The sequence below is a fragment of the Lentzea sp. CC55 genome (genome assembly GCF_021056325.1).
Classification (GTDB): Bacteria; Actinomycetota; Actinomycetes; order Mycobacteriales; family Pseudonocardiaceae; genus Lentzea; species Lentzea jiangxiensis.
In genome coordinates this window covers 74,087-99,546 of the sequence record NZ_JAJCXE010000005.1, presented here as the reverse complement: position 1 = coordinate 99,546, position 25,460 = coordinate 74,087, and the positions used below count along the sequence as shown (strand labels likewise).

At 70.7% G+C, this 25,460-nt stretch carries 28 protein-coding genes and 1 pseudogene; 23 read left to right on the top strand and 6 right to left on the bottom strand.

Annotated elements, in window-relative coordinates; translation table 11 throughout:
• From L6E10_RS04035 to L6E10_RS04015, 5 genes and pseudogenes are all read left to right on the top strand, one after another.
• Positions 1-1,648, top strand: a pseudogene (locus tag L6E10_RS04035) (hypothetical protein); the annotation flags it as partial.
• Positions 1,648-2,067 carry a hypothetical protein gene (locus tag L6E10_RS04030; RefSeq protein ID WP_236216901.1) on the top strand — a complete coding sequence of 140 codons (420 nt, stop codon included), beginning with the start codon at positions 1,648-1,650 and terminating at the stop codon, positions 2,065-2,067. The pseudogene L6E10_RS04035 and the gene L6E10_RS04030, both read left to right, overlap by 1 nt.
• Complete coding sequence (locus tag L6E10_RS04025; protein WP_236216899.1) at positions 2,064-3,047, top strand: hypothetical protein; 984 nt, start codon at positions 2,064-2,066, stop codon at positions 3,045-3,047. The genes L6E10_RS04030 and L6E10_RS04025 overlap by 4 nt, the downstream gene beginning before the upstream one ends.
• A gap of 1 nt (position 3,048) precedes the next feature.
• Complete coding sequence (locus tag L6E10_RS04020; RefSeq protein WP_236216897.1) at positions 3,049-3,501, top strand: hypothetical protein; 453 nt, start codon at positions 3,049-3,051, stop codon at positions 3,499-3,501.
• A complete protein-coding gene (locus L6E10_RS04015; RefSeq protein ID WP_236216895.1) occupies positions 3,501-3,902 on the top strand; it encodes a hypothetical protein in 402 nt (133 codons plus the stop codon). The genes L6E10_RS04020 and L6E10_RS04015 overlap by 1 nt, the downstream gene beginning before the upstream one ends.
• Here L6E10_RS04015 and L6E10_RS04010 read toward each other — a convergent pair whose 3' ends face one another.
• Complete coding sequence (locus L6E10_RS04010; RefSeq protein WP_236216894.1) at positions 3,903-4,775, bottom strand: 1,4-dihydroxy-2-naphthoate polyprenyltransferase; 873 nt, start codon at positions 4,773-4,775, stop codon at positions 3,903-3,905.
• A gap of 46 nt (positions 4,776-4,821) precedes the next feature.
• Positions 4,822-5,922, bottom strand: coding sequence for a hypothetical protein (locus L6E10_RS04005; RefSeq protein ID WP_236216892.1), 1,101 nt, complete (start codon positions 5,920-5,922; stop codon positions 4,822-4,824).
• A 150-nt stretch (positions 5,923-6,072) separates the two neighbouring features.
• Here L6E10_RS04005 and L6E10_RS04000 point away from each other — a divergent pair, with 150 nt between their 5' ends.
• Positions 6,073-7,296: a transposase gene (locus L6E10_RS04000; protein WP_236216890.1), complete on the top strand. Its 1,224-nt coding sequence runs from the start codon at positions 6,073-6,075 to the stop codon at positions 7,294-7,296.
• A 29-nt stretch (positions 7,297-7,325) separates the two neighbouring features.
• On the opposite strand, the gene menE is transcribed toward L6E10_RS04000, so the two are convergent.
• Both menE and L6E10_RS03990 read right to left on the bottom strand, forming a co-directional pair.
• Positions 7,326-8,360: an o-succinylbenzoate--CoA ligase gene (gene menE, locus L6E10_RS03995; RefSeq protein WP_236216888.1), complete on the bottom strand. Its 1,035-nt coding sequence runs from the start codon at positions 8,358-8,360 to the stop codon at positions 7,326-7,328.
• Between the two features lie 27 nt (positions 8,361-8,387).
• Complete coding sequence (locus L6E10_RS03990) at positions 8,388-9,311, bottom strand: 1,4-dihydroxy-2-naphthoyl-CoA synthase (RefSeq protein WP_236216886.1); 924 nt, start codon at positions 9,309-9,311, stop codon at positions 8,388-8,390.
• On the opposite strand from L6E10_RS03990, the gene menD reads away from it, so the two are divergent.
• From menD to L6E10_RS03960, 6 genes are all read left to right on the top strand, one after another.
• Entirely contained in the window at positions 9,310-10,884 is a 1,575-nt protein-coding gene (gene menD / locus L6E10_RS03985) for a 2-succinyl-5-enolpyruvyl-6-hydroxy-3-cyclohexene-1-carboxylic-acid synthase (protein WP_236216884.1), read from the top strand. The genes L6E10_RS03990 and menD overlap by 2 nt on opposite strands.
• A 54-nt stretch (positions 10,885-10,938) precedes the next feature.
• On the top strand, positions 10,939-12,438 hold the full coding sequence (locus L6E10_RS03980) for a M1 family metallopeptidase (protein ID WP_236216882.1): 1,500 nt from the start codon (positions 10,939-10,941) through the stop codon (positions 12,436-12,438).
• Between the two features lie 42 nt (positions 12,439-12,480).
• The gene (locus L6E10_RS03975; RefSeq protein WP_236216880.1) at positions 12,481-13,230 is read left to right on the top strand and encodes an SDR family NAD(P)-dependent oxidoreductase; all 750 of its coding nucleotides are present in this window, start codon (positions 12,481-12,483) and stop codon (positions 13,228-13,230) included.
• A 69-nt stretch (positions 13,231-13,299) separates the two neighbouring features.
• Positions 13,300-14,148 carry a helix-turn-helix transcriptional regulator gene (locus L6E10_RS03970; protein ID WP_236216878.1) on the top strand — a complete coding sequence of 283 codons (849 nt, stop codon included), beginning with the start codon at positions 13,300-13,302 and terminating at the stop codon, positions 14,146-14,148.
• The gene (locus tag L6E10_RS03965) at positions 14,123-14,299 is read left to right on the top strand and encodes a DUF397 domain-containing protein (RefSeq protein ID WP_236216877.1); all 177 of its coding nucleotides are present in this window, start codon (positions 14,123-14,125) and stop codon (positions 14,297-14,299) included. The genes L6E10_RS03970 and L6E10_RS03965 overlap by 26 nt, the downstream gene beginning before the upstream one ends.
• Positions 14,296-14,844: a GrpB family protein gene (locus L6E10_RS03960; protein ID WP_236216875.1), complete on the top strand. Its 549-nt coding sequence runs from the start codon at positions 14,296-14,298 to the stop codon at positions 14,842-14,844. The genes L6E10_RS03965 and L6E10_RS03960 overlap by 4 nt, the downstream gene beginning before the upstream one ends.
• On the opposite strand, the gene L6E10_RS03955 is transcribed toward L6E10_RS03960, so the two are convergent.
• Entirely contained in the window at positions 14,816-16,048 is a 1,233-nt protein-coding gene (locus L6E10_RS03955; RefSeq protein ID WP_236216873.1) for an isochorismate synthase MenF, read from the bottom strand. The genes L6E10_RS03960 and L6E10_RS03955 overlap by 29 nt on opposite strands.
• 63 nt (positions 16,049-16,111) lie before the next feature.
• Here L6E10_RS03955 and L6E10_RS03950 point away from each other — a divergent pair, with 63 nt between their 5' ends.
• From L6E10_RS03950 to L6E10_RS03915, 8 genes are all read left to right on the top strand, one after another.
• The gene (locus tag L6E10_RS03950) at positions 16,112-16,558 is read left to right on the top strand and encodes a DUF3592 domain-containing protein (protein WP_374235759.1); all 447 of its coding nucleotides are present in this window, start codon (positions 16,112-16,114) and stop codon (positions 16,556-16,558) included.
• A gap of 9 nt (positions 16,559-16,567) precedes the next feature.
• Positions 16,568-17,509 (top strand): 1,2-phenylacetyl-CoA epoxidase subunit PaaA, encoded by a 942-nt coding sequence (gene paaA / locus L6E10_RS03945; RefSeq protein ID WP_236216869.1) that lies wholly within the window; start codon positions 16,568-16,570, stop codon positions 17,507-17,509.
• Complete coding sequence (paaB, locus tag L6E10_RS03940; RefSeq protein WP_089915556.1) at positions 17,506-17,790, top strand: 1,2-phenylacetyl-CoA epoxidase subunit PaaB; 285 nt, start codon at positions 17,506-17,508, stop codon at positions 17,788-17,790. The genes paaA and paaB overlap by 4 nt, the downstream gene beginning before the upstream one ends.
• Positions 17,787-18,671 (top strand): 1,2-phenylacetyl-CoA epoxidase subunit PaaC, encoded by an 885-nt coding sequence (paaC, locus tag L6E10_RS03935; protein ID WP_236216867.1) that lies wholly within the window; start codon positions 17,787-17,789, stop codon positions 18,669-18,671. Before paaB ends, paaC begins: the two co-directional genes overlap by 4 nt.
• Entirely contained in the window at positions 18,668-19,159 is a 492-nt protein-coding gene (gene paaD / locus L6E10_RS03930) for a 1,2-phenylacetyl-CoA epoxidase subunit PaaD (RefSeq protein ID WP_236216865.1), read from the top strand. Before paaC ends, paaD begins: the two co-directional genes overlap by 4 nt.
• A 1-nt stretch (position 19,160) precedes the next feature.
• The gene (gene paaE, locus L6E10_RS03925) at positions 19,161-20,216 is read left to right on the top strand and encodes a 1,2-phenylacetyl-CoA epoxidase subunit PaaE (RefSeq protein WP_236216864.1); all 1,056 of its coding nucleotides are present in this window, start codon (positions 19,161-19,163) and stop codon (positions 20,214-20,216) included.
• A 53-nt stretch (positions 20,217-20,269) separates the two neighbouring features.
• Entirely contained in the window at positions 20,270-20,821 is a 552-nt protein-coding gene (locus L6E10_RS03920; protein ID WP_236216862.1) for a hypothetical protein, read from the top strand.
• 118 nt (positions 20,822-20,939) lie between these two features.
• On the top strand, positions 20,940-21,569 hold the full coding sequence (locus L6E10_RS03915) for a hypothetical protein (protein ID WP_236216860.1): 630 nt from the start codon (positions 20,940-20,942) through the stop codon (positions 21,567-21,569).
• On the opposite strand, the gene L6E10_RS03910 is transcribed toward L6E10_RS03915, so the two are convergent.
• The gene (locus L6E10_RS03910) at positions 21,554-22,387 is read right to left on the bottom strand and encodes an inositol monophosphatase (RefSeq protein ID WP_236216858.1); all 834 of its coding nucleotides are present in this window, start codon (positions 22,385-22,387) and stop codon (positions 21,554-21,556) included. The two genes, L6E10_RS03915 and L6E10_RS03910, sit on opposite strands and share 16 nt — an antisense overlap.
• A 144-nt stretch (positions 22,388-22,531) precedes the next feature.
• Here L6E10_RS03910 and L6E10_RS03905 point away from each other — a divergent pair, with 144 nt between their 5' ends.
• The 3 genes from L6E10_RS03905 to L6E10_RS03895 are packed head-to-tail and all read left to right on the top strand — an operon-like array spanning position 22,532 to position 25,442.
• Entirely contained in the window at positions 22,532-23,605 is a 1,074-nt protein-coding gene (locus L6E10_RS03905) for a glycosyltransferase family 1 protein (protein WP_236216856.1), read from the top strand.
• Positions 23,602-24,705, top strand: a complete 1,104-nt coding sequence (locus tag L6E10_RS03900) for a glycosyltransferase (RefSeq protein WP_236216854.1) — start codon at positions 23,602-23,604, stop codon at positions 24,703-24,705. The genes L6E10_RS03905 and L6E10_RS03900 overlap by 4 nt, the downstream gene beginning before the upstream one ends.
• Before the next feature lie 29 nt (positions 24,706-24,734).
• Positions 24,735-25,442, top strand: a complete 708-nt coding sequence (locus L6E10_RS03895; RefSeq protein ID WP_236216852.1) for a demethylmenaquinone methyltransferase — start codon at positions 24,735-24,737, stop codon at positions 25,440-25,442.
• Positions 25,443-25,460: the final 18 nt, after the last annotated feature.

Sequence of the window (25,460 nt, the reverse complement as noted above, 5' to 3'; positions counted from 1 at the left end):
CTCCGGCGCGCACCCGTCAGGCACCGGCGGCACGCACCCGACGCCGCCGAACCCCGGTTCGCACCCGTCGCCCGGTTCGGGCTTGCCGACGCCGCCGAACCCCGGTTCGCACCCGTCGCCCGGGTCCGGCCTGCCCACGCCTCCCGACCACCCGAGCGCGAGCTCCGGAACGGCGACCGCCCCGGCCCCGTCCGGCGCGGGCGGTGGCCTGCCGTCGCCTCCCGGGCACCCGGCCCCGAGCGCGGGCGGCGGTCTGCCCTCGCCTCCCGGACACCCGAGCCCCGGCACGGACCACCCGGCCCCGTCCGGCAGCACGCCGCACGACGGCGGAACGCGCCCGCACGACCCGACCCCGTCCGGCACGACCCCGGGCGACCAGTCGGGCCCGCGTCCGCACGACACCACGCCTCACGACGGCGGCACCAAGTCCCACGACACGACGCCGTCCGACGGCGGCACGCGCCCGCACGACCCGACCCCGTCTGGCACGACCCCAGGCGACCAGTCGGGCCCGCGTCCGCACGACACCACCCCCGGCGGGACGACGGACACCAAGCCCCACGACACCGACCCGCGGCCCCACGACACCGACCCGCGGCCCCACGACACCGACACCAGGCCGCACGACGGCGACCCCAAGCCGCACGACACCGACACCCGTCCCGACGACGGCAAGCCCCACGACACCGACACCAGCGGTGCCGAGGACGCGAAGCCGCACGACCCCACCCCGGACACCGACCCGACCCCGCCGGTCGACCGCGACCCCGGCACCAGGCCGTCCGACGAGGTCACCACGGGCAACAACGGCGACGGCGACGGGGGCGGCACCCCGCCGCCCGCCGGGCCCGACCTCAAGGGCCACTTCGACGCGGCGGCGATGGCCGCGCAGGGCCAGGGCTACCAGCACCAGCTGGAGCAGATCCTGCCCAGTCAGGCCGACCGGGACCGCTACGTCGAGCTGAGCCAGAAGCTGTCCACCGACCTCAGCGCGGACGAGGCCCAGCACGTCGCCGACGTCCGCAACCAGATCAAGGTCGACACCGGCGACATCGTCACCAAGGCGCTCAGCCCGAGCGCGGTCAGCACCTACCTGCCCGACCAGCCGCACGCCCCGGGCAGCAAGGGGGAGACCTGGCAGAACCAGATGGCGGGCTCCGTCGCCCGCGGCCAGGACGTGGTGGACGTCAACACCCCGCAGGGCCTGCGTGACGGCCTCGCCCTCGACGACAAGGGCAAGGGCTGGACGCCGATCCCCGAGGGCGCGCCGTCGGCCATGCAGCTGCGGTACGAGCTGACCGACCAGAACGCCGGCGCGCACAACGTGCCGTTCGGCGGGCCGAAGATGGACACGCCGGACTTCACGCAGCCCGGGCCGTACCCGGAGGGCCACTACCAGTCGCCGCAGGAGAAGGCGCACTACGAGGCGTCGCAGAAGCAGATGGCGGCGGCCGGTGGCAGCGCGAAGGTCTACGACGGCTACGACCCGTTCACCGGTACGGGCTCCACGATGGGCGGCATGCCGGAGTGGCGCGTCGACGCCGGCACACCGTTGCCCGATCGTGCCGAGATCTGGCAGGTGAACGAGGACGGCTCTGAGAAACTGCACGCCGTGTACGACCGCAAGTTCGGCTGGACGAAGCTCTGATGACCCAGTACTCCCAGGAGATGGCCGAGTACCGGGGCGAGGTGTACTTCGCCGGTGCCGAGGACACCGACCACGTCTGGATCCGCAAGGTCCCGGGCGTGGCGTACGTCCACGCCGACGGTTTCCAGACGTACGGCAACCGCGAGTTCAAGACGGTCGCGGTCACCGAGCTCGACGCCTGGTACCGCGAGACCTGCACGGCGACGTGGCGCGGGCAGCCGTTCAACGTCGTCGCCGTCCACGACGGCAAGGCCGAGGCGGGGTACGCGGGCGGCGAGTACGGCTGGGCGGCGGACAACGGCCTCGAAGGTGACCAGTACAACGGCTACCGGGCCACGCTCGACGTCGGCGAGCTCGCGGACGTGCAGGTCGACCGCACCGACTTCCTGGCGCGGTGGAAGGAGAAGAACCCGGGATGAGCACCCCTCAGGCCGTGCGCAAGGCGGCCGGCATCGGGCCGGAGACGATCCTGCAGAAGATCGTCCACCCGGCGATCGCGCAGCTCTACCTGGGCAACGTCGTCGTGACGGGCAAGTTCGAGCCGCACCGCGCGGCCGGGTTCGTGACGCGCGGGCAGGACTTCCCGCAGGGCACGTCCGAGCAGTTCGCCGAGGCGTTCGGCGTCGACAGGGTCGCCGACTGGCCGCGGGGAACCCAGTACCTGCTGCGCTTCCTCGCGCACACCACGGAGCTGTTCGACACGAGCTTCGGCGGCCCGACGCTCGAGGGCGCGCGGAAGATGGGCACCTCGCGCGTCTACCCGGTCCCGTTCACCGGCACCGGCTACACGCCGAGCGCGAACCCGATCCCCGAGTACGTCATGGAGCTCGCCGAGCTCCCGGCGGGCACGGAGCTGTGGCGCTTCGAACCGGACGGCACCGGCCGCAGCGTCGGCAAGTACCTGAACCGCCAGGTCGGCTGGATCCCCACGGGTGACGTCGGCTTCGGGCCCGCGAGGTTCTGGCAGGCACCGGTTCCGCACCGGCCCACCGTCCGCCGCGGGCTGATCGGCCGGTACCGCGGTCAGGACTTCGACGTCGACTTCGGACCGGCGCCCGGCTCCGTCCTGCTGCACCCGCTCGCCGGGCAGCCCGCGCCGCCGGACTTCACCGTCGAGCACGGTGCCGCGTTCCTCGAGGTGCCGGACGCGCTCGTCGAGGACCTGCAGCTGGTCCGCACGGTCTGCACGTACCGGGGCGCGGAGTTCGAGATCGTCGGTGTGCTGGGCGACCAGGCCGTGCTGCACTTCCTCGGCGAGAACTACGAGGTCGCCCAAGAGCTCGGGTTGTCCGAAGTGGACTTCCGGCAGTGGCGCACGGTCGCGCGGCGCGACGAGGTGAGCGACATCCGCGGGGACGCGAGGCCGGTCCAGCGGGGTCTCTTCGCGAGGGAGAACTGAGATGACCACGCCGAACGACAGCTGGAAGTCACCGGAGCTGCGCGCCGCCGAGGCGCAGGTCGACGCGCGCTTCAAGGAGGCGCAGGACCTCGCGAACCGCCTCAAGGACACGCCGCTGCCGCCCGTGCCGCCGGTCGACTACAAGGCGATCGCGCAGCAGGTCGAGCGGGCCGCGCAGGAACGCGACGCGCCCGAGCAGCTCAAGGCGTTGAAGCGCAAGGTCGACGCGGGCCAGTTCACGTGGGAGGACGTCGTCGCGGGCAAGGCGGCGCAGGACCCCGACGTGCAGGCCATGCAGCAGGAGAACGTCAAGAAGATGAAGCAGGCGTTCCAGATGCTGCAGGAGGGCCTGACGCCGGAAGAGATCATGAACGCCCAGGACCCGCGCAGGAACCGCGGCGGCGACGACGGCGACGAGAACGCGCCCGACATCTTCACGGAGGACAAGTGGTGATGACGGCCTGGCGGACACCGGACATCCTCGCGGCGGAGGACTTCCTCACGAACGCCGTCGCCGAGGCGGACCGCGCGATGCGGACCGCCCAGCAGGGTCTCAGGGGCAGGGAACCGTCCACTGAGGACATCCGCAGGGTGATGCAGTTCGCGAAGTCCGGCGAGGCCTCACCGGCGATGCGGCAGCTCGCGGACCGCATCGCGCGGGGCGCCGGCCTGAGCTGGCGTCAGGTGCTCACCGGCGAGGCGGGCCACGACCCGCTGGTGCGCCAGGCGCTCGAAGCCGACCGGGCCCGCCTCGACGAGCTGATCCGGGGCGAGACGGCCCCTCCGCCGCCTCCCCGCAGGCCCGCGCGCATCGACGACGACGAGCCCGTGCAGTTCACCGAGGACGCCTGGTGATCAGTCCAGGACGAGGGCGACGCTGACCAGAACGGCCCAGGCCAGCATGGCGATCCCGGTGAACTGCAGCACCGGGATCAGGTCCTTGCCGCCGCGCCCGGCGGCCACCCGGCGCACGGCGGGCAGCAGGACCGGCGCCGCGAGGAACCCGAGCAGCGCGTACGGCACCCGCACGACCATGCCCAGCGCGATCAGGAACGGCACCACGACCAGCGCCAGGTAGAGGCGGCGGGTGTCCTTGTCGCCCAGCACCACGGCCACCGTGCGCTTGCCCGACACGGCGTCCGTCGGGATGTCCCGCAGGTTGTTGGCCACCAGCACCGCGGCTGAGATCGCTCCCATGGCGATGGACGCCCCGATGCCGATGCCGGTGATCTCACCGGTCTGCACGTACAGCGTGCCCAGCACCGCGGCCGGGCCGAAGAAGAGGAACACCGCGATCTCGCCGAGGCCCGCGTAGCCGTACGGACGCTTGCCGCCCGTGTAGAACCACGCCCCGAGAACGCACACCGCACCGAACGCGAGCAGCCACCAGTAGCCGGACAACGCCACCAGCACGAGCCCGGCGACCGCGCCGAGGCCGAGCGAGATGAACGCGGCCAGCCGCACCTTCGCGGGCTCGGCCGCACCCGAGCCGGTCAGGCGGAACGGCCCCACGCGGTTGTCGTCCGTGCCGCGGATGCCGTCCGAGTAGTCGTTGGCGTAGTTCACACCGATCTGGAACGCCACCGACACGACGAGCGCGAGCACGGTGTAGAGCGCGTTGAACTCGTCGATGTGGTGCGCCGCGGCCGCACCCACGACCACGGGCGCGATCGAGTTCGGCAGCGTGCGCGGGCGGGTCCCCTGGATCCACTGGACGACTGAGGCCATGCCTCCATCCTCCGGTATGCCCGCTGAGGACCCGCCGACGGGTGTATCAGCAGGCAGTGGCGCCGGAGACGCCTGCCACGTAGGCCTTCGCGACGTGCTTGCCGGACGCGATGCGGTACCAGACGTTCGACGTGCCCTGCGTGCCCGACACCGACTCACCTGTGAGCTGGCAGGTCACCCTGACCTGGGCGTAGTTCGCGGCCAGACCGACCTGCGCGCTGGAGGAGCTCGCCCCGCCGCGGACGTTCACGGTGCCGTTGGCCGCCGCCGTGCGGACCGTCCCCACAGGACCGGAGCCGGTCCACAGGTACGTGACGGTCACCCACGCGTTGTTGGTGAGCTTCAGGCCGTCCCAGAACGTGCCGTCGGCGAGGTCGATGCCCGCCGGGTTCGCGACCTCGCGCCCGAACTGGTCCTTGCCGCCGTTGTAGTTGTTCTCGTACGCGGCCTGCGCCTGCGGCTTGCCCTGCGGCAGGTCCTTCCACATCTCCCGGGTCGCGGACGGGTTCCAGTAGTCGTCCTTGGTGTTCCACGGGCCGACGTCCCACACCGGCGCCCACTCGCAGCGGCCGTTCGACGCGCACACCTGCACGCTGTAGTTGCCGGAGTTCCTGCCCGCCAGGCCACGCCGCGACGGCAGCGCGACGAAGTGGTCGCGCGACCGGATCACGTGCCCGTTCGCCGTCGTGCCGCCGACGAGACCCTCGCGCGTCGCGTAGACCCGGTACGAACGTCCCGCCGCCGCGGCGGTGACGTCGTCCGCGGACGGTCCGGCCGGCACCTGCCCCGCCGAGAGCTGGACCTTCTTCGCCTTGCCGCTGCTGAGAACCAGGCGCGTCTCGACCGTGGACGTGGTCACCGGCAACGTCGCCGGCGCCTCCAGCCACTCCGTCCACTGACCGTCCGGGCGCAGGCCGCGCACGTCGACCACGCCGTCGCCGGTCACCACCGCCGCGACCGCGTTGGCGGGCCGGGCGAGTCTGTGCGAGCCGAGCTCGACCAGGCCCAGGCGCGGGGAGCCACCCCACGAGGCGGAACGGCCGCTGACGTCCGCGGTCCACTCGTTCGACGCGGGAGCCGCCTGAGCGGGAGACGCGAGTCCGGCCACCAACGCGGCGCCGGTGACCAGCGGTAACAGGTAGCGCATGAGAAACCCCCATCGCTGACGCGCACGGCGAGGGTGCCGGGCGCTTCGCGGCGAGGGTTGTCCTCAGCGGTAAAGGTTCACCTAAATCAGCGATCGTCGGGAGCGTTCATCGCCCCTTTGGCAGCTTCGACCAATGCCATGCTTCACCCCGTGAAGCAGTCGGTGCAGGTCCGGCTATTGCCGACGTCCGCGCAAGCGGGTGCGCTGCTGGCGACGCTGCAGGCCTGCAACGCTGCTGCTTCGTGGTTGTCCGAGTGGATGCACGGCGCCCGTGTGTTCAAGAAATTCGATGTGCAGAAACAGTGCTACGCCGAGCTGCGGGAGCGGTTCGGGCTCGCGGCTCAGCCGACCATCAGAGTGATCAGCAAGACTGTTGACGCATATACGACGTTGCATTCCAACCTCGCTGCGGGGAACTACGGGCCTCCGAGGTCCAAGCGGCGTCGTGCGGTCGAGTCCAGGCCGATCAGGTTCCGCTCGACAGCGGCACAACCGTTCGACGCGCGCTGCCTGTCGTGGAAGATCGAAGTCGCCGGACGCGCGAGCTCCGTGTCGATCTGGAGTGTCGCCGGCCGGCTCCGTGACGTGCGAATGATCGGGAAGCCGGCACATCTCAAGGCGTTGAGCTCTCGACCTGTCAAGGAAACCGACCTGGTCCACCGTGACGGCATGTGGTTGTTGCACGTGGCTGTCGACGTTCCCGAAGCGCCCAGACGGGAACCCGTGAACGGTTTCCTCGGTGTCGACATGGGAATCGTGAACCTCGCCACCACTTCCGACGGCGTTCGGATGTCAGGGACCTGCCTCAACCGCTACCGCAAGCGCCAGCAGCGCCTTCGCGGGCGTCTGATGACCAGGAGAACCGCTTCCGCACGAAGGTTGCTGAAACGTCGTCGTCGCAAGGAGCAGCGGTTCGCCGCCGACCTGAACCACCGGATCAGCAAACGCATCGTGGCCGAGGCTGAACGCACCGGACGAGGCATCGCCGTCGAGGAGTTGACGGGGATCCGCGAGCGGGTACGGCTTCGCAAGCCCCAACGGGTCGTGATGCACTCGTGGGCATTCGCCCAACTCGGGCGGTTCCTCGCGTACAAGGCCGAACGGGCGGGCGTGGTTCTCCTGAGGGTCGATCCCGCTCACACCTCTCAGCGGTGCAGCGGTTGCGGTGAGATCGACAAGAAGAACCGGCGCTCGCAAGCACTGTACGTCTGTGCTCGGTGTTGCTTCGTTGGGCACGCCGACCACAACGCGGCACGCAACATCGCGGCACGCGGTGTTGCGTGCTGGGGCGAAGTCATGCGTCCGCACGCAGCGCCCACCCCGTCAGCCAGCCGGGGCGGCAGCGGCAAGCCTGGTGGCGTCCCTGAATTCTAACGATCGCGCGGCGATCGATCGAACAGGGCTCATGACCTAAATGCTGCGGCCACCGCGGCCCGGTCGACCTTGCCCGGCCCGCGCAACGGCAGCTCGGACACGAACCGCACGAGCTTCGGCGCCGCCGCCCGGCCCACGGCCTCGGTGACGACGGCCTTGAGCTCGTCGACCGACGGCTGGACGCCGCGCGCGACGACGGCGGCGGCCACGGCCTGGCCCCACTCGTCGTCCGGCACGCCGACGACGCACGCCTCCAGCACGCCCTCGACGGTCGCCAGAGCCCGCTCCACCAGCACCGGGGGCACCTTCTCGCCGCCGGTGACGATCACGTCGTCCGCGCGTCCCAGCACCTCCAGCTGCCCGTCGCGCAGCCGCCCGAGGTCACCGGTGCGGAACCACTCGCCGAACGGCTCCGCGCTGCCGCGGTACCCGAGCGCCAGCACCGGCCCGCTGATCTCGATCAGGTCGTCGGTGCGCAACGAGACCCCGCGCAACGGGGAGCCGTCGTACACACATCCGCCGGCGGTCTCGCTCATGCCGTACGTCGTAACGACCCGCACGCCCAGAGCGCGCGCCTGCTCCAGCAGCTTCGGCGGGGTCGCGGCCCCGCCGATCAGCACGCCGTCGAACTGCCGCAGCGCCTCGAGCCCCGGCCCCTCGCCCACGACGAGCCGGGACAGCTGCGTGGGCACCAGCGCGGTGTAGTGGCGGCCCGGCCGGCCCAGCACCGGCCGGGCGGCCTGCGCGAACCCCATGGCGCGGAAGCCGCCGGCGAGGTCGAGCACGCCGGGCGTGGTGCCCGCCACGATCGACCGCACCAGCACCTGCGCCCCGGCGATGTGGTTCGTGGGCAGCGCCAGCAGCCACGTGCCGGGGCCGCCCAGCCGTTCGTGCGTCGCCTCCGCGGACGTGGTCAGCGCGTCCGCGTCGAGCAGCACGGTCTTCGGCTCGCCCGTCGACCCGGAGGTCGGCACGCCGAGCACGGCGCGCTTCTCCCAGCCGTCGAGCGGTCCGTCCACCAGCGGGTCGCCGCCTCGCAGCGCGGCGCGCAGTTCGTCCAGCATGGCCACCTGCCCAGGAGGAGTGCGGGCTCAGAAGTAGTACGGGTAGTTCGACCAGTCGGGGTCGCGCTTCTCCAGGAAGCTGTCGCGGCCCTCGACGGCCTCGTCGGTCATGTACGCGAGGCGGGTCGTCTCACCGGCGAACAGCTGCTGGCCCACCAGGCCGTCGTCGATCAGGTTGAACGCGTACTTGAGCATCCGCTGCGCCGTCGGCGACTTGCCGTTGATCTCCCGCGCCCACTGCAGCGCCGTGGTCTCCAGGTCGGCGTGCGGCACGACCTCGTTGACCGCGCCCATCTTGTACATGTCCTCGGCGGAGTACGTGCGGCCGAGGAAGAAGATCTCGCGGGCGAACTTCTGCCCGACCTGCCGCGCGAGGTACGCCGACCCGTAGCCGCCGTCGAACGAGCCGACGTCCGCGTCGGTCTGCTTGAACTTCGCGTGCTCGGCGCTCGCGATCGTGAGGTCGCACACCACGTGCAGGCTGTGCCCGCCCCCGGCCGCCCAGCCGGGCACGACGGCGATGACGACCTTCGGCATGAACCGGATCAGCCGCTGGCACTCCAGGATGTGCAACCGCCCCGCGCGCGCCGGGTCCACGGTCTCCGCCGTCTCACCGGAGGCGTACTGGTAGCCGCTGCGCCCGCGGATCCGCTGGTCACCGCCACTGCAGAAGGCCCAGCCGCCGTCCTTGGGACTCGGGCCGTTGCCGGTCAGCAGCACGCAGCCGACGTCGGAGGACATCCGCGCGTGGTCGAGCGCCCGGTACAGCTCGTCCACCGTGTGCGGCCGGAACGCGTTGCGCACCTCGGGCCGGTTGAACGCGATGCGGACGGTGCCCTGGTCGAGCGCACGGTGGTAGGTGATGTCGGTGAAGTCGAAGCCCTCAATCGGCTTCCACAGCGACGGGTCGAAGAGCTCCTGGTCTGCCACGGTCTGAGACTCTAGGCGCATGAATCCGTCCACGGCGCAGGCGAGGGTGATCGTCGACGAACTGGTCCGCAACGGCGTCCGGCACGCCGTGCTGAGCCCCGGTTCGCGCAACGCCCCGTTGTCGTTCGCCCTGCACCAGGCAGAACAGAACGGCCTGCTCACGCTGCACGTGCGCATCGACGAGCGCAGCGCGGGGTTCCTCGCGCTCGGCCTCGCCAAGACGGGCACCCCGGCCGTGGTCACCTGCACGAGTGGCACCGCCGTGGCGAACCTCCACCCGTCCGTGATCGAGGCGCAGCTCACGGGTGTGCCGTTGATCGCCCTGACGGCCGACCGCCCGGTCGACCTCTACCGCACCGGCGCGAGCCAGACGATCGACCAGTACGACGTGCTCGGCCTCCCGACGCTGCACATGCCCGAGGGTGCCGACGAGGCCACCACGCGCTCGCTGGTCTGCCGTGCCGTCGCCGCGGACGGCCCGTCGCACGTGAACGTGCCGTTCCGCCCGCCGCTGACGCCCGCCGACGCCGCCTGGCCCTCGTCGGACCGCGCCGGGGCGTGGACGGAGACGGACCGCGCGTTCACCGTCGAGACCCGGCCGTCCTCCCTGCCCGCGCGCACGCTGGTGCTGCTCGGGGACGACCGCCCCGAGCGGCTGCGGGAGGCCTCGCGGCTCGGCTGGCCGGTGATCGCCGAGCCGACCGCGCCCGGAGGCCTGCGCCACGGGTCGTTGCTGCTCAACGCGGGCCTGCCGGAGCACCTGCGACCCGAGGCGGTGCTGGTCGTGGGCCGTGTGACGCTCTCGCGCGGTCAGCAGTCGTTGTTGAAGGACACGCCGGTCGTGCACGCCGTGGGCGACCGGGCGCAGTGGCCGGACGTGCCGTTCACGGCCTCGCGCGCGTCGACCTGGTTGCCCGAGCCCGCCGCGCTCGACGACGACTGGACGCGGGTGTGGCAGGACGCGGTGAAGAGCGTCAGCGCGGCCGTCGACGACCTGCTGGACGCCGAGCCGTGGCCGACGGGCCTGCACGTCGCGCGCGACCTGGTGCAGGCCGTGCCGTCGGGGTCGCTGCTGTTCGTGGGCTCGTCCAACCCGATCCGCGACGTCGACTTCGCGGCCGAACGGCGCCCGGACGTGGTGGTGCACGCCAACCGGGGCGCCGCGGGCATCGATGGGAACGTGTCCACGGCGATCGGGCTGGCGTTGCAGCACGACGGGCCGTCGTACGCGCTGATGGGCGACCTGACGTTCCTGCACGACAGCAACGGCCTGCTCGCCGACCACCGGCCGGACCTCACGATCGTCGTGCTGAACGATGACGGAGGCGGGATCTTCTCCCTGCTGGAGCAGGGCTCACCCGAGCACGCGGCGAGTTTCGAGCGCGTTTTCGGCACCCCGCACGGGACCGATCTGAGTGCTTTGTGCGCGGGCTACCGAATTTCTCACTCCACAGTGGACGGACGGGAGGAGTTCCGCGGCGCGCTCGCCTCGCCGAAGGGCCTCCAGGTGGTCGAGGTGCCGGCGAAGCGCGACGACCTGCGCTCGTTGCACCGACGTCTCAAGGCGGCGGTGTCAACCGTTTTCAGCAGATAGGAAACATACGTAAGTCGGTAGGCGGTCCAGGGTGGTCTGGATAGCGTCCGCCGCATGGCGATCAGATCCAAGGCAACGGCCGCGGTGGCGTCCGCGGCCGCGATGACGCTCTTCGCGGGGACGGCCCTGGCGGCGTCTCCCGGTGCTCCCGGAGCCGGCGACCCGTACTTCCCGTTCTACGGCAACGGCGGGTACGACGTCTCCCACTACGACATCAGGCTCAACTACACCCCGTCCGGCGACCAGCTTTCGGGCACGACGACGATCCTGGCGAAGGCCACCCAGGACCTCACCCAGTTCAACCTGGACTTCCTGCTCAAGGTGAAGTCGGTCAGGGTCAACAACGCGCCGGCGTCGTTCGTCTCGGACGGCGGCGAGCTCACGCTCACCCCGCGCGGCGGCGTGCGCAAGGGCCAGGACCTCACGATCGTCGTCACCTACGCGGACAGCCCGTCGACCGTGAAGGACCGCAACGGCTTCACGGCGTGGACGAAGACCGCCGACGGCGCCCTCGCCATCGGTGAGCCGGAGATCGCCTCCTGGTGGTTCCCGTCCAACGACCACCCGACCGACAAGGCCACCTTCGACGTCAACGTCGCCGTCCCGAACGGCGTCGAGGCGATCTCGAACGGCACCTTCCTCGGCACCACCCGCCAGATCAACGGCTACACCCGCTGGAACTGGCGCAGCGCCAAGCCGCAGGCGACCTACCTGACGTTCCTCACCATCGGCCAGTTCGAGGTCCGCCAGTCGACCGCGCCGAACGGCCAGCCGGTCGTGAACGCCTACTCGGACCGCCTCGGCGCCAACGCCGACTCCGCACGTGCCAGCGTCGAGCGCACGCCCGAGGTCACCGAGTTCCTGGCGGACAACTTGGGCCCGTACCCGTTCGAGGCGCAGGGCGGCGTCGTCACGCCGGACCTCGGCTACGCGCTCGAGAACCAGACCCGCTCCACCTACGACGGCGGCTTCTTCCGCCGCGGCGCCAACACCTACGTCGTGGCGCACGAGATCGCCCACCAGTGGTTCGGCGACTCGGTGTCGGTGCACCACTGGCGCGACATCTGGCTGAACGAGGGCTTCGCCTCCTACGCGGAGTTCCTGTGGTCCGAGCACGTGGGTGAGGGCACCGCCCAGGAGAACGCCGACTTCGTCTACGACTCGTACCCGGCGGACAGCGAGTTCTGGAACGTCCTGCCCGGCGACCCCGGCGCCTCCAACGTGTTCCACGGGGCCGTCTACGACCGCGGCGCCCTGGCCGTGCACGCGCTGCGCGTCGCCGTGGGTGACGAGAAGTTCTTCGAGGTCCTGCGCACCTGGGTCGCCGAGAAGAAGTACTCGGACGCGACGATCGAGGAGTTCACCGCACTCGCGGAGCGGATCTCGGGTCAGCAGCTGGACCAGCTCTTCCAGACCTGGCTGTTCACCAAGGGCAAGCCCGCGGAGGCTCCCGGCCGTGCGGCCGACGCGTCGAGGTCGCTCTCCGTCGCGGCCGAGCCGAAGTCGCGCGCCAAGATCCAGCTGACGCACGAGCTGCTGGCCGCGCACAGGTAAACCCGGTGGCGTTCCGGACCCGGTGACGAGCACGATCGAGCCATGACCCCTCGTGTCGCGCTCGTCACCGGCGCCGGTTCCGGAATCGGCGCCGGAACGGCGAAAGCCCTTGCCGCCCAAGGCCACCACGTCGCCGTCGTGGACGTGTCCGACCGCGCCCGCGCCGTGGCCGAGCAGATCACGTCGTCCGGCGGGACGGCGTTGCCCGTGCTCGCCGACATCAGCGACCCCGACGCCGTGGCCGCCGCCGTGACCGAGGTGGCGGCGCGGCTCGGCCCGGTCGGCATCCTGGTCAACAACGCCGGCTTCGCGAGGGACAACATGGTCCTCGACATGCCGCTGGCCGACTGGGACGCCGTGGTGAACACCCACCTGCGCGGCGCGTTCCTGATGCTCAAGGCCACGGCACCGGCCATGCGCGAAGCGGGGTGGGGCCGCGTCGTGAACATCTCCAGCATCTCCGCACTCGTCGACAGCGACCGCGCCAACTACGTCGCCGCCAAGGCGGGCGTCGAGGGCTTCACCCGGGCCACCGCCCTTGACCTCGCCCCGTTCGGCATCACCGTGAACGCCATCGGCCCCGGCGTCATCGTCACGGAGATGACCAAGGTCTCCGCGGCCCGCGCCGGCCGCACCCTCGACGAACACGTCGAGGTGCAACGCAACTCGATCCCACGGGGCCGCGTGGGCACACCGCACGACATCGCCCGCGCCGTCCTGTTCTTCACCGCCGAGGACGCCGACTACGTGACGGGCCAGGTCATCTACGTCAGCGGAGGCCCCCACGGCTGACCCCGGCGTCCGTTTTCACCCGAACGAGCCCGTATCGTGGAACAGGTCCAAGTCATAGCGTCGAAGGCTATGGCACCAAGCACCCCCTCCACCGCGTACAGCCGCGATCTGGGCGACGAACTGCGGCGGTTGCGCGAGACCTGCACGAACCTCAAAGGCCACGAGGTGGCCGCCCGCCTCGGCTGGGACCCGAGCAAGGTCTCGACGATCGAGCGCGGCAAGGCGCGGCCGAGCGAGATCGACCTCGTGCAGTTCCTGACGATGTGCGGCAAGGACCTCGACTTCTTCGAGGACTTCAAACGGCGCTACCGCAACGCATTCGACGAGTACATCGTTCAGGTCCCCGACAACGTGCGCACGCTAGCGATGGCCGAGTCCACGGCCCGAACAATGCTCAACTACGACACGCTCACGGTGCCTGGTTTGCTGCAGACCGAGCTGTACGCGGAGGCGTTGTTCCGAGCGGCCGGAATCGCCGTCGAGGAGCGGATTCCCGCGCTCGTGCGGTCGCGCATGGAACGTCAGGCGGTCCTGCGCCGCCACGACCGGCCGGACTGCCTCTTTTACATCCACGAGTTGGCTCTGCGGCAGCAGGTTGGCGACGCCCAGATCATGGAGGACCAGTACCTCCAATTGCTGTTCAACGCGCACATCGTCCGGGTCGTGCCGGAGAACATGATCGTCAACTCGGCCGGCGTGCGTTTGTGGGAGTACGAGAAGGCGATGCCGATCGCCTACACCGAGACCGACCTGACGCAAGTCTTCGTGCAGGACCGAGGAGCTATCGCGCGGACGCGGTTGATCTTCAACCGCTTGGCTGAAGTCGCTTTGGATGAGGAACAATCGCGGAGGAAGCTGGCGGAGTACGTCAGCCCTCTGCGAGAGGATCTCGATGGCCGAGGATCGCGTTTGGCATAAGAGCACCTACAGCAACGGCACGCCGGAAGGTGATTGCGTCGAGGTGTCGCTCCAGCACGACGCGCATGTCCGCGACTCGAAGAACGCGGCCGGAGAGGTGCTGATGTTCAGCACCTCGGCCTGGCGCGCGTTCGTCGGCCACGTGCGGTGAGCGGCGACACCCCTGTCTGGGCCCACGAACGAGCCGAGGTCCGTCCGCACGACCCGCAGTGGCAGGCGCGTGCGACGGCGGAGTCCGGCAGGCTGACCGAACTCCTGGCCCCCTGGCTGGTCGACGGCGTCGAACACGTCGGATCGACATCCGTCCCCGGCCTGGCCGCCAAACCGGTCGTCGACCTGATGGCGTCCGTGACCGACCTGGACACCGTCGTGGACCAGGCAGCGGACCGGCTGGCAGCGGACGGCTGGGCCTACGTGCCACCGGAGCTCGACAACCGCCCGTGGCGCCGCTTCTTCGTCAAGCCCGACGCCACGCGGCAGCACCGAGAAGCCCACCTGCACCTGATCGAAGCGGGCCACCACAGGTGGACCGACCAGCTCAGCTTCCGCGACGCGCTCAGGAACGACCCGGAACTCGCTCAGCGGTACGAAGACCTGAAGCGGGAACTGGCGGGCCGCGAGGGCCACGACCGTGAGGCCTACACGGAGGGCAAGGCGGCGTTCGTGGCTAAAGCCCTTCGAGGGCCTCGCGCATAGGCCGCATCTTGGCGTGCGCCTCCTGCACCTCGATGTCCGGATCGGAGTCGGCCACCAGCCCGCACCCCGCGAACAACCGCGCCGTCGACCCGGAGATCTGCGCGCACCGCAGCGCGATCCCCAGTTCGCCGTCACCGTTGCCGTCGATCCACCCGACGGGTCCGGCGTACCGCCCGCGGTCCATCCCCTCCAGCTGCGCGATCAGCTGGGTGGCGTCCAGCCGGGGCGTTCCGCCGACGGCGGCGGTCGGGTGCACCGCGGAGCCGAGGTGCAGCAACGACGTCGGCGACTCCAGGGTGCCGATGACGTCCGACGACAGGTGCGAGACGTTCGGCAGCCGCAGAACGGACGGTCCCTCGACGGACATGGTCGTGCAAAAAGGGCGCAACGTCTCCGCGAGAGAGGTGATCGCGTAGTCGTGCTCTTCGAGGTTCTTCTCCGACGACATCAACGCCGCGGCGAGCTCCTCGTCCGAAACGCCGTCGTGCGGCCAGGTGGTGCCGGCGAGCACCCGTGAGTCGACCACGGAACCGGTCCGCCGCAACAACAACTCGGGCGTGGCGCCCACGAGGCCGTCCACGGCGTAGGCCCAGCACTCGGGGTACCGGCGCGCGAGCCCCTGCAGGACGAAGCGCTGGTCCAGACGGCGGTCGGTAGTGGCGACCAAGTCGTGCGCGAGCACGACCTTGTCCAGTTCGCCGGACCGCATCCGCCGGACGGCCGATCGCACTGCCTCGCGGTACTGCGTGACCGGCAGCTGACCGTTCGAGTAGCGGACGGAGGAGGGCCGCGAGAGAGGTGCGACCAGAGGTGCGGGGTCCGAGGCGCCGATGGTGGTGATCCACTGCTCGCCGTTGCGGCGGCCGACGACGACCTCGGGGACGATCAGCACCGAGTCGCCGGGGTCGTCGGCGAAGGCCATCGAGACGAACGCCACAGGTCCGCTACCGGGCACGCCCAGCGAGTCCTCGACGTCGAGGTGCGACACGAACTCCTGCCACCACCTGTCCGCCTGCGCGAACCGGTCGGGGCCGCTGACCTCGAACCGAGCGGCCTCGCCCCAGCCGACCAGGCCGGAACCGTCGCGCACCCAGGCGAGCGCGCGCTCCGGGTCCGGCAACAGTCCGAGCAGGTCGCCGGCGGTGTCGCGCCTGGACCGGACGCGGATTCGCTGCCGTGCTCTCGATGTCGGTGCAGAGGTCACAGTCCGACTGTATGGACCTCAACCTGAAAGTGCGGCACCCGCCCGGCTCTAGACTTCTCAGTTGTGGTGGAGGACGCAGTGACCAAGACGCCCCGCGGTGTTCGCGTCCGCCGTGCGGTCTGCAGGGTTTTGTTCGTCGTCGGGGGCGTGACCACGCTCGTCTGCGTGCTGCTGCCCATCGCGTGCTGGCGCGACGACGCGGCCATCGAGCGGTCGATGGGGCAGGCGGTCGCGCAGGTCGACTCCGTCGCCTTCAACAGGACCGTTGTGCGGTACGCCACACCGGACGGGCGCGTGATCATCCCGTCGCAGGGGGTGCTGTACCCGCAGGGGCTCAACGTCGGGGACAACGTGCGCGTCGAGTACGACCAGACGAACCCGGAACTCACCCGCGTGGCCGGCCGGACGGCCGTGCTCAGCCTGCTCCCCGTCGGCACCTTCCTCATGTCCGTCTGGATCGTCATCGCCGCGGTTGTGACAGTTCTACGCAGATTCGGCACTCAGGTGTAACATCGGAGCATGGCGGATGACCTGGAGCTGCGTTTCGAGCGCACCGTGCAGGCCGAATCGCGCATCGAGCCGCGCGACTGGATGCCCGACGGCTACCGCAAGACCCTGATCAGGCAGATCGCCCAGCACGCGCACTCCGAGATCATCGGGATGCAGCCGGAGGGCAACTGGATCAGCCGCGCGCCCTCGCTGCGGCGCAAGGCGATCCTGCTGGCGAAGGTGCAGGACGAGGCCGGCCACGGCCTGTACCTGTACTCGGCGACGGAGACGCTCGGCGCCGACCGCGAGGACCTGACGACCAAGCTCATCGAGGGCCACCAGAAGTACTCCTCGATCTTCAACTACCCGACGCTCACGTTCGCCGACGTCGGTGTCATCGGCTGGCTGGTCGACGGCGCCGCGATCTGCAACCAGGTGCCGCTGTGCCGCACGTCCTATGGGCCGTATGCGCGCGCGATGATCCGCATCTGCAAGGAAGAGTCGTTCCACCAGCGTCAGGGCTACGAGCTGCTCATGACGATGATGCGCGGCACGCAGCAGCAGCGCGACATGGTGCAGGACTCGGTGAACCGCTGGTGGTGGCCGGCGCTGATGATGTTCGGCCCGCCGGACGCGGAGTCCACGAACACCGAGCAGTCGATGGCGTGGCGGATCAAGCGCGACACCAACGACGAGCTGCGGCAGAAGTTCGTGAACATGAGCGTGCCGCAGGCCGAGGCGCTCGGCGTGACGTTCCCCGACCCCGAGCTCAGGTGGAACGAGGAGCGCGGTCAGTACGACTTCGGCTCGCCGGACTGGGACGAGTTCTGGCAGGTGGTCAAGGGTGGCGGCGTCTGCAACGAGCAGCGCATCGCCCACCGCCGCAAGGCGCACGAGGACGGCGCGTGGGTCCGCGAAGCCGCGGCCACCCACGCCGCCAAGCACGCCCCGTCGAAGGAAGGTGCCGCGTGAGCACGTCTTGGCCCCTGTGGGAAGTGTTCGTGCGCGGCAAGCGCGGGCTGAACCACGTGCACGTCGGTTCGCTGCACGCGCCGGACGCCGAGATGGCGCTGCGCAACGCCCGTGACGTCTACACGCGCCGCAACGAGGGCGTGTCGATCTGGGTCGTGCCCGCCACGGAGATCACGGCTTCCTCGCCGGATGAGAAGGACCCGTTCTTCGCGCCGTCCGGGGACAAGGTCTACCGGCACCCGACGTTCTACGCGATTCCCGAGGACGTGCCGCACCTATGAGCTTCGACAATGCCTACGAGTCCCTGCTGGGTGGTGAGGACGCGCACTGGGCGTTCGGAACGGGCTTCTCCGAGGCCCTGTCCGGCGTCGACCGCGAGTTCCCGGCCGGTGTCGACCGCGACGCCCTCGCCGCGTACTGCCTGATGCTGGGCGACGACGCGCTGATCTTCTCGCAGCGGCTCGCGGAGTGGTGCTCGCGCGCCCCCGAGCTCGAAGAGGACATCGCGCTCGCCAACATCGCGCTGGACCTCCTCGGTCAGGCCAGGATGCTGCTCACGCGCGCCGGCGAGGTGCTCGGCAAGACCGAGGACGAGCTGGCGTACCTGCGTGACGAGCGCGAGTTCCGCAACGTGCACCTCGCCGAGATCGACTGCGGTCCCGGCCCCGGCGGTGACTTCGCGACGACCATCGCGCGCCTGCTGGTGTTCTCGTCGTGGCGTCTCGCGCTCTTCTCGCGGTTGCGCGGCTCGGCCGACCCGGTGCTCGCCGCGATCGCCGAGAAGGGCCTGAAGGAGCTGGCGTACCACCGCGACCACGCCGCGCAGTGGACCGTCCGCCTCGGTGACGGCACCGACGAGTCGCACCGCCGCATGCAGGCGGGGCTGGAGCGCGTGTGGCCGTTCGTGGACGAGCTGTTCGCGCCGCACGCCGTCGAGGCGCGCCTGAGCGGTGTCGCTGTCGATCCGGCGTCGCTTCGGTCCGAAGTGGACGGTGTGCTGGAGGCGGTGCTGTCCGCCGCGGGCCTGACGCGTCCCACCGACACGAAGGCCGCCCGCGTCGCGGGCATGGCGGGTCGCGACGGCGTGCACACCGAGGCCATGGGCTACCTGCTCGCCGAGATGCAGCACCTGCACCGTTCGCTGCCGGGAGCGGTCTGGTGACGACGGCGCTGGAGGTCGCGTCGGCCGTGCGGGACCCGGAGCTCCCGGTCCTCACGCTGGCGGACCTCGGCGTGCTCCGCGAAGTGTCCGAAGTGGACGGTCGCGTTGTCGTCACCATCACCCCGACCTACTCGGGCTGTCCCGCGATCGACGAGATGGGCGCGGACCTGCGCCGGTCGTTGCTCGGCGCGGGGTTCTCCGAGGTCGAGGTGCGCCTGTCGCTGTCCCCGGCCTGGACCACGGACTGGATCAGCGCCGAAGGCCGCGAGAAGCTCGCCGCCGCGGGCATCGCACCGCCCGCGCGCATCGGCCCGTCGGTCGCGGGCCCGGTACCGCTGAACCTCGTGCCGCCGTCGAGGCAGGTCGCCTGCCCGCTGTGCGGCTCGCCGAACACCTCGGAGATTTCGCGGTTCGGCTCCACGGCGTGCAAGGCCCTGCGCCGCTGCAACGCCTGCTCCGAACCGTTCGAGCACGTCAAGGAGATCTGAGTTGTCGTCCAAGACCGGAAAACGCGCGGCTGCCTTCCACAAGCTCACCGTCGCCCGCGTCGACCGCCTCTGCGACGACGCCGTGGCGGTCACCTTCGACGTCCCCGGCGACCTGGCGGACGAGTTCGCCTTCACCGCGGGCCAGTACCTGACCCTGCGCCAGGGCGACGAACGCCGCTCGTACTCGATCTGCGCCCCGGCCGGCGCCGCCCCGCGCATCGGCGTCCGCCGCGTCGACGGCGGCCAGTTCTCGACCTGGCTCGTGGACCGCCTCGTCCCGGGCGACGTGGTCGAGGTCCTGCCGCCGCTGGGCAGGTTCACCCCGTCCGGCACCGGCACCCACCACGGCCTGGTCGTCGCCGGCTCCGGCATCACCCCGGCCCTGTCGATCGCCGCCACGGTCCTCGCCACCGGCGCCCGCGTGACCCTGCTGTACGGCAACCGCAGCACCAACACGGTGATGTTCGCCGACGAGCTCGCCGACCTGAAGGACCGCTACCCGGCGACGTTCCAGCTGATCCACGTCCTGTCCCGCGAACCGCGCGACGTGGAGCTCTTCACCGGCCGCCTGACCGCCGAGAAGCTGACGGCGCTGTTCGGCAGCGTCGTCCCGTTCGACGCCATCGACGAATGGTGGCTCTGCGGCCCGTACGAGATGGTCCAGGACGCCACAGCCGTGCTGCGCGACCGCGGCGTAGCTCCCGAACGCGTGCACCACGAGCTCTTCTACGTCGACGCGCCCCCGCCCCCTCCGCGCCGCGCGGAGACCGTCGTCGACGCCGCCTCGTCGGTGACGGTCGTCCTCGACGGCAGGTCGACAACCCTGCCGCTCCCGGCCGACGAACCGATCCTGGACGCCGCCCAGCGCGTGCGCGCCGACCTGCCGTTCGCCTGCAAGGGCGGTGTGTGCGGCACCTGTCGTGCGCTGGTAACGGAGGGCACGGTCGAGATGCGGCGCAACTACGCGCTCGACGAGTCCGAGGTGGCGGCCGGGTTCGTGCTCACCTGCCAGGCGGTGCCGACCAGCGAGTGCGTGACGGTCGACTTCGACGCCTGAACGGAGTAGTCCGTTACTCCTTTGAGACCATATGGTTCATGTGGCATGGGTTCTTGGACGAGTCGCGTCGCGGCACGACCTATTTGATCGTCGCTGTCGTGGTGCGACCGCGTGAACTGGACGTACTCCGCTCGTCCCTGCGACGGCTCGTGAGGCCCGGTCAGCGCCGTGTCCACTTCAAGAAGGAGAGCGACCCGCGCAGGCGAGAACTCGTTTCGCGGTTGCGTGAGCTGGGCGTCCGAGCAGCGGTGTGGACGGTTCGCGACTCCGACGACATCCGTGCTCGCGGGCTATGCCTGTCGGCCGCCGCGACCTGGCTCCAGGAACTCGGTGTCACCCGGCTGGCGATCGAAAGCTGCGCGCATCAGGACGTGCGTGACAGGCAGACGCTCGCCGCCGTGCTGGCGAAGGTGGACGAGCCGTTCACCTACGAGCACCTGCGACCCGCGGAAGACCCGGTCCTGTGGGTGAGCGACGCTCTCGCCTGGTGCTTCGGGGCGGGAGGTGACTGGCGGCAACGCGTGCAGCCGATGCTCGACGCGGTGGTCAGGCTCGACCAGTGCCCGGAAAGCGCGAAACCCGGCAACCGACCGTCCGGACGGTGAACCGGGTCCACTTCCGGCTCCTATTGGAACCGGCAAGAAGAACTATAGCAGCAACAGGATGCAATCCGTGGACCAGATGGCCCACGAACGGTCGAAGAACATGGCACGATCACGTGGCATGGGGGTTGTGGCCCGTTCAGCGCTCTGGGGTGCCGGCATCGGCACCCTGCTGATGGGCGCGCTCACCCTGGCGATCGACCTGGCCGTGCCGAACACGAGTGGTAAGCCGCCCGCGTCCGCCCTGGTCACGTTCGTCGCGATCGTGATGGTCGCCCTGCTGTTCGGCGGCATTCCCGGCACGGTCATCGGCACCGGTGTCGGTTTTCTGCGCCGCTCGGTGCAGCGGCCGCGCGCCGCGCCGCGCCCGATGTACCCGCCGATCCCGCAGCAGCCCTACGACATGTGGTCCGACCTGGTCGAACGCTGTGCCGAGTCGACGCGCCGGGTGGCGGCCGCGGTGCAGACCGTGCCGGACTCGCCCGCCAAGGAGTGGCTGCGGCGGATCAGCGAGCAGCTGGCCGGGGAGCTCGACGACGTGCGCGGCATCGCGCAGCTCGGGCGGGCGCTGGGGGCCGTCGACCGGCAGCACCCCGTCTACCAGCGGTTGCTCAAGGCCACGCACGACTTCCACCAGTTCGAGAACGAGGTCGGGCGCGTCGCCCTGCAGATGTTCGACCACCCCGAGCTGGACGAGGCCCGCACTCACCTCGAGTTCCTGGAGAAGCAGCTGCCTCAGCTGTCGGCCTGAAGCGCCGACTGCCACCAGGCGAGCACCTCGTCGGCCGCGTCCGGGGCCGCCACCAGTAAGCCGTCAACGGGCAGTTGAGCACCCTCGCCTCGTCTGTCGAGCACGACCGCCCCTGACTCCACGGCCAGTGACACCGCACCGGCGACGTCCCACTCGTGGTAGCCGTGCAGCACGGCTGCGGCCACGTGACCCAGCGCCACTTGTGCGACGGCGAGGCACTTCGAGCCGAGGACGCGCACGCCCGTGCCGGCTATCGCGGCCGTGGAGATGAATTCGCCCATGCCCGGCCACGGACCGGTACGCGTCATCTCGGTGCACACGACAAGAGAGTCGCCTTGGCGTTCGGTGAGGCGGACCGGGGTGCCGTTCGCGCGCATGCCACGGCCGCGCGCGGCGGCGTAGATCTGCGAGCGGTACGGGTCGGCGACGACGCCCACGACGGGGCCCCAGCGGTCCACCAGGGCGAGGCTGTAGGCGCACCACGGCATGCCCGCCGTGTAGTTCGCGGTGCCGTCCACGGGGTCGACGACCCAGCGGAACTCCGAGTCACCGGGGACGTCGGCGTCGGTGTTCTCGCAGAACACGGGGATCGAGGGGAACTCCGCCGTGAGCACGCGGCGGGTGTGGCGTTCCAGGGTGCGGTCGGTGTCGGTGACCCAGTCGAACGGGGACTCGCCGGAGTCCGGACGCACGCCGCGGCCGGCGGTGGCCATGATGACGTCCGAGGCGTCGTTCGCCAGGCGACCGGCCACTTCCAGCGCGATGGACACCAGGCCGGGGTCTACCGGGTGCGCGGGGCGGGACGACAAGACGGTCATGCTGGCCTAGTTTCACCGCGTCGTGTGTCCGGAAACCGAAGCGCAGATGACCAATCGACGATCACCTGGCCACGACGTGAGGTGTTCCGTCCGCGTCAAATCCCGCGTCACGCGGACTTCATGCGGGCACCTCAGGGTGGCGGTGTGCGAGTAGCGATCGTGACCGAGAGCTTCCTGCCCCAGGTGAACGGCGTCACCAACTCCGTGCTCCGCGTGCTGGAGCACCTGCGCCGAGGCGGCCACCAGGCGCTCGTCGTGGCGCCCGGCGCCGGCGCGGACGACCACCACGGCACGCCCGTCGTCAGGGTCCCCTCCGTCGACGTGCCGCTGGTGACCAGCCTTCCCATCGGCGTGCCGGGCCCGAGAGTGCTGCACGCCCTCGCCGGCTTCCAGCCCGACGTCGTGCACCTCGCGTCGCCGTTCGTGCTGGGCGCCTACGGCCTCAGAGCCGCGCGCAAGCTCGACGTGCCGACCGTGGCGGTCTACCAGACCGACGTGGCCGGGTTCGCGGGCAACTACGGCCTCGGCCTCACCAAGCGCGCCGCGTGGCGGTGGACCAAGCGCCTGCACACCCTCGCCGACCGCACCCTGGCACCGTCCAGCTCGGCGGTCGAGGCGCTGGAGCGGCACGGCGTGCCGCGGGTGCACCGCTGGGGCCGCGGCGTCGACGTCGACCTCTTCCACCCGCGGCCGAGGCACAACGACGAGCTGACCATCGGCTACGTCGGCCGCCTGGCCCCGGAGAAGCAGGTCCACCGGCTCAAGGAGCTGCACGGGCTGCCCGACGTGAAGCTGCGGATCGTCGGCGACGGCCCGGACCGCGAGCAGCTCGAGGCGGACATGCCGGACGCCGAGTTCCTGGGCTTCCGCACCGGCCAGGAGCTGGCGGAGGCCTACGCGTCGTTGGACGTCTTCATCCACACCGGTCCGCACGAGACGTTCTGCCAAGCCGTCCAGGAGGCCCTGGCCACCGGTCTGCCGGTGCTGGCCCCGAACGCGGGCGGCCCGCGCGACCTGGTGCGCCACGGCCGCACGGGGTACCTGTTCGAGGACGACATCGTCCGGTACGTCGACCTGCTGCGCGACCCGCTGCTGCGCAGGCGGTTCGGCGCCGCCGCCCGCAGGTCGGTGCTCACCCGCACGTGGCCCGCGGTCTGCGAGCAGCTGATGGGCCACTACGCGGCGGTCATGGGACTCACCCACCAGGCGGCCGCTTGAGGATCGTCCAGCTCGCCAACTTCTACGGACCGAAGTCCGGCGGCCTCCGCACAGCGCTGCACCACCTCGGCACCGGCTACGCGCAGCTGGGCCACGAGGTGGTGCTGGTCGTACCGGGTTCGCGCCACGCGGACGAGGAGCTCCCCGGCGGGGTCCGGCGCATCACCCTGCCCGCGGTCAAGATCCCGTGCACGGGCGGCTACCGCGTGGTCGACCCGTGGCGGGTGAAGACGCTGGTCGGCCACCTCCGCCCGGACCGCCTGGAGGTCTCCGACCGCCTGACCCTGCGCGGCATGGGGGCGTGGGCGGGCGAACGGGACATCCCGAACGTGGTCATCTCCCACGAACGCCTGGACCGCCTGCTCCGGTTCGTCCTCCCCGAACCGCAGGCCGTCACGGCCGCGGACTGGGCGAACCGCCGCATGGCCGCCTCCTACGACACCGTGGTCTGCACGACGGGCTTCGCTCGGGAGGAGTTCGACCGCATCGGCGCCACGAACGTCACCCGGGTCCCGCTCGGAGTGGACCTCGCCACGTTCACGCCGACCCGCCACTCCGCGGACCTGCGGCGAGACCTGTTGCAGGGCAGCGAGAACCTGCTGATCCACTGTGGACGGCTGTCACCGGAGAAGCACGTCGAACGCTCCGTCGACACCCTCGCCGAGCTCCACGAGCAGGGCCACTCCGCCCGCCTCGTGATCGCCGGCGACGGCCCCCGGCGCGCCGCCCTGGAGAAGCGCGCGGCCGGCCTGCCGGTGACGTTCCTGGGCTTCGTGAAGTCCCGTTCGGACGTGGCGACCCTCCTCGCCTCGGCCGACCTCTCCCTGGCGCCGGGCCCGCACGAGACGTTCGGCCTGGCCGCGCTGGAGGCATTGGCCAGCGGCACACCGGTGGTCGTCAGCAGGAGCAGCGCCCTGAAGGAGATCGTGCAGCCCTCGTGCGGCGCCGCCGTCCCCGACCACGCCGCGGCCTTCGCGACGGCGGCCCGGCACCTGCTGGCGACGGGCTCGCGGGAGGCCGCGAGGGCCCGCGCCGAGCAGTACCCGTGGCACACCGCCGTCACCGGCATGCTCGCCGCGCTGAAGGTGCCCTGGAGATGATCTCAGGGACGCTGACCTAGTCTGGGAGCATGTCGCGAGCCGGCCTGGACAAGAACCCCCGCGAGGTAGCCGAGATGTTCGACGGCGTGGCCAAGGGCTACGACCGCACGAACTCGGTCATGACGCTGGGCTTCGACCGCCGCTGGCGGGAGTGGAGCAGGCGGGTCCTCGACGCCCGCCCCGGCGAGAGGGTCCTCGACCTCGCCGCGGGCACCGCGGTCTCCACCGTCGAGTACGCCGCCTCGGGCGCCTGGTGCGTGGCGGCGGACTTCTCCGTGGGCATGCTCGCCTCGGGCTCCCACCGCCGCGTGCCGAAGGTGGCCGCGGACGCCCTCCGCCTGCCCTTCAAGGACGAGTCCTTCGACGCCGTCACCGTCTCCTTCGGCATCCGCAACTTCAACGACACCGTCGCCGCCCTGCGTGAGATGGCCCGCGTGACGAAGCCGGGCGGACGCATGGTCATCTGCGAGGTCTCCACCCCGGTGTGGAGGCCGTTCCGCTTCGTCTACATGCGCTACCTGCTCAAACTCCTCCCCCTCATCGCGAAGTTCGTGTCGTCGAACCCGGTCGCCTACTCCTACCTGGCCGAATCCATGGCCAGCTGGCCGGACCAGCGCGCGCTGGGCGAGCTGATCTCGCAGGCGGGCTGGGAGGACGTGGCCTGGTTCAACCTGACCGGCGGCATGGTGGCGCTGCACCGCGCCACGAAGCCGAAGGTCACCCGGAACGACGGCTGATCCGGCCGCCGCACCACG

Coding starts and splice junctions, on each gene's coding strand:
- L6E10_RS04005 (WP_236216892.1), bottom strand. CDS start 5,922: ATGCGCTACCTGTTACCGCTGGTCACCGGCGCCGCGTTGGTGGCCGGA.
- L6E10_RS03915 (WP_236216860.1), top strand. CDS start 20,940: ATGGGGGTTGTGGCCCGTTCAGCGCTCTGGGGTGCCGGCATCGGCACC.
- L6E10_RS03970 (WP_236216878.1), top strand. CDS start 13,300: ATGGCACCAAGCACCCCCTCCACCGCGTACAGCCGCGATCTGGGCGAC.
- menD (WP_236216884.1), top strand. CDS start 9,310: ATGAATCCGTCCACGGCGCAGGCGAGGGTGATCGTCGACGAACTGGTC.
- L6E10_RS03975 (WP_236216880.1), top strand. CDS start 12,481: ATGACCCCTCGTGTCGCGCTCGTCACCGGCGCCGGTTCCGGAATCGGC.
- L6E10_RS04030 (WP_236216901.1), top strand. CDS start 1,648: ATGACCCAGTACTCCCAGGAGATGGCCGAGTACCGGGGCGAGGTGTAC.
- paaA (WP_236216869.1), top strand. CDS start 16,568: ATGGCGGATGACCTGGAGCTGCGTTTCGAGCGCACCGTGCAGGCCGAA.
- paaC (WP_236216867.1), top strand. CDS start 17,787: ATGAGCTTCGACAATGCCTACGAGTCCCTGCTGGGTGGTGAGGACGCG.
- L6E10_RS04025 (WP_236216899.1), top strand. CDS start 2,064: ATGAGCACCCCTCAGGCCGTGCGCAAGGCGGCCGGCATCGGGCCGGAG.
- L6E10_RS03965 (WP_236216877.1), top strand. CDS start 14,123: ATGGCCGAGGATCGCGTTTGGCATAAGAGCACCTACAGCAACGGCACG.
- menE (WP_236216888.1), bottom strand. CDS start 8,360: ATGCTGGACGAACTGCGCGCCGCGCTGCGAGGCGGCGACCCGCTGGTG.
- L6E10_RS03990 (WP_236216886.1), bottom strand. CDS start 9,311: ATGCGCCTAGAGTCTCAGACCGTGGCAGACCAGGAGCTCTTCGACCCG.
- L6E10_RS04015 (WP_236216895.1), top strand. CDS start 3,501: ATGACGGCCTGGCGGACACCGGACATCCTCGCGGCGGAGGACTTCCTC.
- L6E10_RS04010 (WP_236216894.1), bottom strand. CDS start 4,775: ATGGCCTCAGTCGTCCAGTGGATCCAGGGGACCCGCCCGCGCACGCTG.
- L6E10_RS03910 (WP_236216858.1), bottom strand. CDS start 22,387: ATGACCGTCTTGTCGTCCCGCCCCGCGCACCCGGTAGACCCCGGCCTG.
- L6E10_RS04020 (WP_236216897.1), top strand. CDS start 3,049: ATGACCACGCCGAACGACAGCTGGAAGTCACCGGAGCTGCGCGCCGCC.
- L6E10_RS03980 (WP_236216882.1), top strand. CDS start 10,939: ATGGCGATCAGATCCAAGGCAACGGCCGCGGTGGCGTCCGCGGCCGCG.
- L6E10_RS03895 (WP_236216852.1), top strand. CDS start 24,735: ATGTCGCGAGCCGGCCTGGACAAGAACCCCCGCGAGGTAGCCGAGATG.